The following is a 6683-nucleotide window of genomic DNA, read 5'->3' on the forward strand; positions in this document are numbered from 1 at the left end:
ACCGTCGTCACCACCAAGAACTCCTACTGGCTCGGCCCCTACGCCGAGCTGATCGACGCCTCCAAGAAAGCCTGCGCGACCGAACGCGCAGCCCAACAGACAGCGCTCGCCGCCGCACCCCTCGCCGCCACCACCCGGGAAAGGACCTCCTGATGACCACCCCCGACACCGACACCCCCGACGACGACCCCCGCGCGCACTGGCGGTTCACCTCCGGCGCCGACTGGTTCACCAACTGGCTCAGCCACATCAAAGCCGGACGCTTCGACCGCGACACCCGCTGGTGCGCGCAATGGTGGCGCCACGACGAAGTCGTCATCCGCCTCGAGGAGCTGTGGAAAGCGTGGGAGACCGCCCGCCTGAGCGAAGACCCCGCCGCACTGTCGTCGTGGTGGACCGCCCACCTCGACGCCCACTGGCGAACGCTCACCGCCGAAAACGGGCCGCTCTACCTGTGCACCCCCGAAAAACACACCGCCACAGACACGCTCACCGACGCGAGCACCCCACCCCCGCCCGGATGGTTCGACCCACCCGCCGACCACACCACCGCCGCGTAACAACGACGAGACGAGCCAGTCATGCCACCAACGCCGCTAGTGCACTGGGCGCTCGTCGGCTGCGTCGTGCTGCTGGTGGTCCTGGCCATCACCGGCGCCGTCTTCGTCACCAGAGCAGTCCTCCGCCAACGCCGCCGACCACGACCACCTGATCACCACCGCAAACCTGACCTCGACGAGGGATCGCACCATGACCACTGACCACGATTCGACCGCCCCACATCGCATCTACGAGCTAGCCCTCCACCGTCATGTGAGAGCCACCAAAGCGGCTCTTCCCACCACCGCCACCAACCAATGAGAGGACCGATACCCATGTTCGTTTTTCCTGCTGTTGACGGGTGCGGCACCACCTTTGCGGGTCCGACACTGCAACTGGCTGGCCGTGATGACGTCACCGACGACACCCGCCGTCGAGCCAAGATGGGGTGGCTGCTGCATTGGGGCGGCGCCGTCGTCGCGGGTGCGCTGCTGGCAGTTGTGGCGGCCAGCTACTTTGCGATCACCCCCGCCAATCTGGGATCCGACAGGCCTCTGATGAACACCATCGCGGCGTGGACGGTGTGGTTCGTACAGATGCTCGTCCTACCCGTACCTGCTGCCTACGCGGTGATCTGGTGTGTCGAGACAGTGAAGGGCCAGTGTTCGCGACTGGTCGGAGCCATCGCGGTGGCGGGCGCCTGCGGTGGTGCTGTGGCCGCGGTCATCGGTGTCGGGCAGGCGCTTCCGGCGACCTCGTGGTGGATGTCCAGTTCACTGTCTGCGTTCGTGCGTGATCAGACCCCAGCTCTGTCTGCTGACATCGCCGCCGACCTTCGCTCCGCGCGGCCGTGGCTGTACGTGGCGGCGGCGGTGTCACTGGCCATCGTCTGCGGACCACGGATGCGGGGCCGTCACCGTGGGCGCCTGGATTACCGGACGGTCAACGTCGCCCGATACCTCACGGCCGCCGACTACGAGAGCTACGCCACCGCCGTTCTCAATCGCGACGTTCGTGAGGGCGGCTGCGCCGCCGGGGCTGTGGCGATGTCGTTGTCCGACCGGGGCGCTCCCGACCCACCCCGGCCCGCTGGCCGAGTGCCCTGATGCATAAGCCTCCTGCCCCCGACCACATGACACGAAAGGCAACTCATGAGCGCCCTGTCGATAGTGCAGGCCTTTCCTGACGACCTGCCACCACCACCGCCACTCCCAACGTGGCACGTCGACCACACCTGGATGTGGTCGCTATTCGCGGTAGCATGGCCGGCCTTCGCGGTGGGGGCAGTCGTACTGTTCACCCTCCATATTCGTCGTGGTGTGGCTGTGCCCGAGAAGTCGATCCGGGTATGCCTGGCGACGGCGGTTGGGCTCGCCATTTTTTCACTGTCTCAAGTGGTCCTGCTGGGCGCCGATCGAGGCGACGTCGATGTGTGGGGCCGCGGGTTCAGGTGGTCGGCGGCGGTACTGGGCACCGTCGCGGGCGTGTCGCTGATGGTGGCTGCGGTGGCGGGGTTCGTCGCGGTCGCGGTGGTCGGCTGGCAGCGCGACACCGACGACCGCCGCATCACCACCCACGCGCACGTGTCCTCGGGCGACGGCCTGGACCCGCCGTGAGATGACTCAGGCCCTGGCAGGTGCTGGACACACCTGCCAGGGCACTGATCGGTCAGAGATCGAGCCTCTGACCAGTGAGAAACGATAGCCACCCACCCCTGCACCGGCGTAGTCCGGGCGGGGAGTGGACCTCACTTTGGTAGGAGCTCGACGCATGGCACGTAACGCCACCCCTGAGGACAACACCCCCAATCTGTTCGATCTGCTCGCCGACACCGACCCATCGGGTCAGCGGATGTCGGTGCAGCAGAGCACTATGGATACCCACACCGAGGAGGACACCGATGTTTCACGATCTGCGCACGACATTGACCGAGCGGTACGCCCAGGAACTGACGCAGATGGACCGCACGCAGTTCGAGGACTTCCTGACCGCGGAAGTGACCCGGCTGGAGGCCGAGATCGCGCAGACGCAGTCGCAGACGGAACTGGCGACGATCGCGGCGTGGAGGGACCAGCACGGGGGCAACGACCCGGACGTGCTGACGACGCAGCGGCTGTATCAGCAGGCCCGGTACTCGGCGGAGGAGACGGTGCTGGCGGCGCTGTGGGAGGGATTCAGCAGTCCCGAGGACGACGACCAGCCGGACGACGAGCCGAACCCGGACTCGATGACCGGGATGCAGCGGTGGCTGACGCAGTGGGCGATCGAGGCGAGCCGAGAGACCGAACGACTGACCGAGCGGGTGTGGCCGGATCAGACGCCGCGGTTTCAGGTGTGGGCCGAGCAACTGCTGGAAGCACGTCTGACCGACGGGCTGGCGGTGCCCGACGGGCCGGCACATCCGCTGGTTCCGGAGCTGACCGCGATGGTGGACGCAGCGTTGGCCGATCAGGCTCGCGCCGACGCCGAGCGCGTGCGGAGGTAGTCGACGACGGCCAGGGGCTGCTGTTTGAGTCTCTGGACGATTTGCGGATCCCGACTGACCCGGCCGTGGTCGACCCCGGCGGTACGCCGCTGCCGCCGAAGGCCGACGACGCGCTGCCGCGGGTGCCGCAGTCCGAGACGGGGTTGCCGCTGACGGCGTGGGCGAGTACCCGGGTCGCCCCGGCGCGCCGCCCGGATGGCTCGGTCGTCTACGTCAAGGCCGACCATGTGGTAGCCGGCCTTGAACCCGACCCCACCCCCGACGCAGAGACACCGGAACCGGAGCCGTCGAGCGTCGCGGCCATCGACGAGACCACCGCCCCGTCTATAGCTGCTGATGTGGGGCCTGCAACCCGGTTCACGCATCCGGGGACGGTGCTGGTGCCGTCTGGTGCCAAGTCCCGCGCCCGCGCCAACATCGCCGCACTCGAGGTCCTCACCGAGACAGCGCGCACCGGACGCCCGGCGACACCCGCCGAGCACGAGGTCCTGGCGCGGTGGTCGGGGTGGGGTGCCGCGGCCGACATCTTCGACGAGTCCAAGTCGGAGTGGGCACCCGAACGAGGCCAGTTGCGTGCCCTGTTGGATTCGGAGCAGTGGCGCCAAGCGAAGGCCTCCACACTCAACGCCCACTACACCGATCCGGCGATCGCCCAGACGATGTGGTCGGCGATGACTCGCGCTGGGTTTGACGAGGGACTGGTCCTCGAACCGGGTTGTGGCAGCGGCACGTTCATCGGTCTGGCACCGCCCGGCGCGCAGATGGTGGGGGTGGAGCTCGACCCGACGACCGCTCAGATCGCCCATCTGCTCTACCCCGACGCCCAGGTGCGGTTGGAGGGTTTCGAGACCACCCGCGTCCCGGACGGCTCGTTCGCTGCGGTGATCGGCAATGTGCCGTTCGGCGGGTTCACGGTGCACGACCCGATCCACAATCCGGCCCGCCACCGCATCCACAATCACTTCTTGCTCAAGTCGCTCAACCTCACCGCCCCCGGCGGCTACGTCATGGCGATCACCACCGCCGGAACGCTGGATGCCGCCTCAGACAAGGCGCGCCGCGACATGCACGCCGTCGCCGACCTCGTCGGCGCGGTGCGGTTGCCCTCGACCGCATTTGAACGGGTCGCCGGCACCCAGGTCGTCACCGACGTCTTGGTGTTCCGCCGCCGGGAACCCGACGCCGCCGCACCTGCGGACGCCGACTGGCTGCATTCTGACCTCGTCGCCCTCGCCGACCGGACCGGCGAGACCACCGAGATTGGGGTGAACCGCTACTTCACCACCCACCCCGAACATGTGCTGGGCACCTTGCGGGTCGATCGCGGGCTCTACCGCGACGGGATGCTCGTCGTGGCCGCCGAACCCGGCACCGATGTCGCCGCCGACCTCGACGACCGACTGACCAACATCGTCGACGCCGCACTGGAACGCGGCGACGGACTGTTCCTCGCTGATGCCACCGCCACGGCCGGGATGGAGTTCACCGCCGGAGCCCTGGACACCGACGCCCTCTACGGGGAGGACATCCCGATCGGGCACGTCAGCTACGACGAGACCACCGGAGTGTTCACCCGCCGCGGGATCGACGGCGATGAGGCGATGAAGGTGCCCGCGACCCGCACCACCGAGACCCGGCACCTGCTGCGGCTGCGTGACTTGTTCGCGGCGACGATCGCCGCCCAACGCACCCAGAGCAGCCGCGCCGAGCGTGACGCGCTACGCGCGGACCTCAACGAGGTCTACGATGCATACCTCAACACCTACGGCCCGGTGAACCGGGCGAAGCTGGTGGGCGGCAAGGAACGCACCGCCGAGGAAGCCGCGAAGAAGTTCGCAGAACTCGAAGGCAAGTGGCGTACTGCCAATCGCGACGCCGACGGCGCCGACTATCCCGGCCCGCTGCCCGAGGATGTGGCGGCCGAGCTCGATGAGAAGGCATGGCAGGTCAGCGCACCCTCGCGGCGCCAAACCCATCTCGAGGCGGTCCGCGCCGATCCGGGGATGGCCGGCGTGCTGGCGTTGGAACGCTACGACGACGAGACCGGCACCGTCAGCAAGACCGCGGTGTTCTCCCGCGACGTCGTCGTCGCGCCGGTCCCGGTGTCACGCGCGGACACCCCGGCCGAAGCCGTCGCGATCAGTCTCGGTGAACGCGGGCGAGTCGATCTCGACCGCGTCGCCGAACTGCTCGATCAACCCGCCGCCCAAGCGCGCGAGTCCATCCGTGGGCTGGTCTACGCCGATCCCGACATGCCCGAAGATCTGATACCGGCTCCCACAGCGTTGTCGGGCAACGTGCGTGCCAAACACGCCCGCGCCGCCGAGGCCGCCCGCACCGATCCCGGTAACCGGGACTGGGCAGAGCTAACACAAGCACTGGCGCAGGTGATTCCGGACGACAAGCAACCCTCCCAGATCGGGTCAGTCAAACTCGGACCGACCTGGATCGAGCCGCGCGACTACGAAGCGTTCGTGCGCGAGACCTTCGGCGCCACGAGTGCCCGAGTGACGCGCGCGGCCGGTTCGTGGGGCGTCGAGGTGCCACCTGACGAACGCAACAGCGCGCTGATGCGCACCGAGTACGGCGCCGACAATGCCGACAGGAGGAACAAGGCGCTCGATGCGATCGACCTCACCGAGATGCTGCTCAACCAACGCTCCATCGTGGTCAAGAACTCGGGGCCGGCGCAGGAAGAGGGGGCACCGGAAGTCGATGCCCAGGCCACCATCCTCGCCCAAGTCCAAGCCGAGAAGATCACCACCGAGTTCCGGTCGTGGCTGTGGTCGGATGATGAGCGCCGCGACCGCCTCGTCGCGGAGTGGAACCGCCGCTTCAACACCTGGGTCCGCCCCGAGCACGACGGATCACGGCTGGCACTGCCCGGGCTGTCCCCGGTGTTCGAGCCGCACCCCTACCAACGCGATGCGGTAGCACGGATTCTCGCCGAGCCGACGGTGCTGCTCGATCACGTGGTCGGCGCCGGCAAGACCGGCACGATGTTCATGTCGGCGATGGAGCTCAAACGCCGCGGCCTGGTCAATCAGCCGTGGATCGTGGTGCCCACCCACCTCATCGAGCAGTTCGGCCGCGAAGTGAAGATGTGGTACCCCGCAGCCAACGTGCTCGTGGGACGCAAAGGCATGTCGCCTGAGGACCGCCGCGTGTTCGCCGCCCAGACCGCGACCAGCGACTGGGACATGGTCATCATCCCAGCCTCGGTGTTCTCCGCGATCCGGGTCCACCCCCAGCGCCGTGTCGACTACATCGCCGGCCAGCTCGCCGAACTCGACGCCGAATTGTCTGCGAGCGCAGGCGACATGACCCAGGCGACAGTCAAGAAGATCGAACAGGCAAAGAAGCAGCTCCAGAAACGACTTGACGCCGCGACCGATCAGGCCAAGAAGGACCACGGGGTGTTGTTCGAAGACACCGGCGCGGACTATCTGTTCGTCGACGAGGCCCACGAGTACAAAAACAAGGGCCGCCAGTGCACGATCGACTCGCTGTCACTGACCGGGTCGAACAAGGCCGAGGACCTGTCATTGAAGCTGGACTACCTGCGTGAACGTCGCCAACACCAGGCGGTCGCGGCCGGGCGGGTCATTACCCCGGGCGCTGAGCGGGTCGCGACGTTCGCCACCGGCACCCCGATCGC

At 67.7% G+C, this 6683-nt stretch carries 6 protein-coding genes; all 6 read left to right on the forward strand.

Annotation, left to right across the window (positions count from 1 at the left end):
* Nucleotides 1-152: 152 nt before the first annotated feature.
* Nucleotides 153-560, forward strand: coding sequence for a DUF4913 domain-containing protein (locus AS181_RS24275; RefSeq protein WP_035755702.1), 408 nt, complete (start codon nucleotides 153-155; stop codon nucleotides 558-560).
* A 21-nt stretch (nucleotides 561-581) separates the two neighbouring features.
* The gene (locus tag AS181_RS25080; protein ID WP_139114278.1) at nucleotides 582-761 is read left to right on the forward strand and encodes a hypothetical protein; all 180 of its coding nucleotides are present in this window, start codon (nucleotides 582-584) and stop codon (nucleotides 759-761) included.
* Between the two features lie 114 nt (nucleotides 762-875).
* On the forward strand, nucleotides 876-1646 hold the full coding sequence (locus tag AS181_RS24280; protein WP_139114279.1) for a hypothetical protein: 771 nt from the start codon (nucleotides 876-878) through the stop codon (nucleotides 1644-1646).
* 219 nt (nucleotides 1647-1865) lie between these two features.
* On the forward strand, nucleotides 1866-2156 hold the full coding sequence (locus AS181_RS25570) for a hypothetical protein (protein WP_155829548.1): 291 nt from the start codon (nucleotides 1866-1868) through the stop codon (nucleotides 2154-2156).
* A gap of 284 nt (nucleotides 2157-2440) precedes the next feature.
* Nucleotides 2441-3025 (forward strand): hypothetical protein, encoded by a 585-nt coding sequence (locus AS181_RS24290; protein WP_058253940.1) that lies wholly within the window; start codon nucleotides 2441-2443, stop codon nucleotides 3023-3025.
* Nucleotides 3026-3090: 65 nt separating this feature from the next.
* Nucleotides 3091-6683: DEAD/DEAH box helicase family protein (locus AS181_RS24295; RefSeq protein WP_231742711.1), on the forward strand; the 3593-nt coding region annotated here is incomplete at its 3' end.

It is taken from the genome of Gordonia sp. SGD-V-85, assembly GCF_001456905.1.
In the GTDB taxonomy this organism is placed as follows: Bacteria; Actinomycetota; Actinomycetes; order Mycobacteriales; family Mycobacteriaceae; genus Gordonia; species Gordonia hongkongensis.

What these genes read in the sequence shown, in the direction of transcription:
- AS181_RS24275 (WP_035755702.1), top strand. Translation starts at nt 153, where the DNA reads ATGACCACCCCCGACACCGACACCCCCGACGACGACCCCCGCGCGCAC.
- AS181_RS25080 (WP_139114278.1), top strand. Translation starts at nt 582, where the DNA reads ATGCCACCAACGCCGCTAGTGCACTGGGCGCTCGTCGGCTGCGTCGTG.
- AS181_RS24280 (WP_139114279.1), top strand. Translation starts at nt 876, where the DNA reads ATGTTCGTTTTTCCTGCTGTTGACGGGTGCGGCACCACCTTTGCGGGT.
- AS181_RS24290 (WP_058253940.1), top strand. Translation starts at nt 2,441, where the DNA reads ATGTTTCACGATCTGCGCACGACATTGACCGAGCGGTACGCCCAGGAA.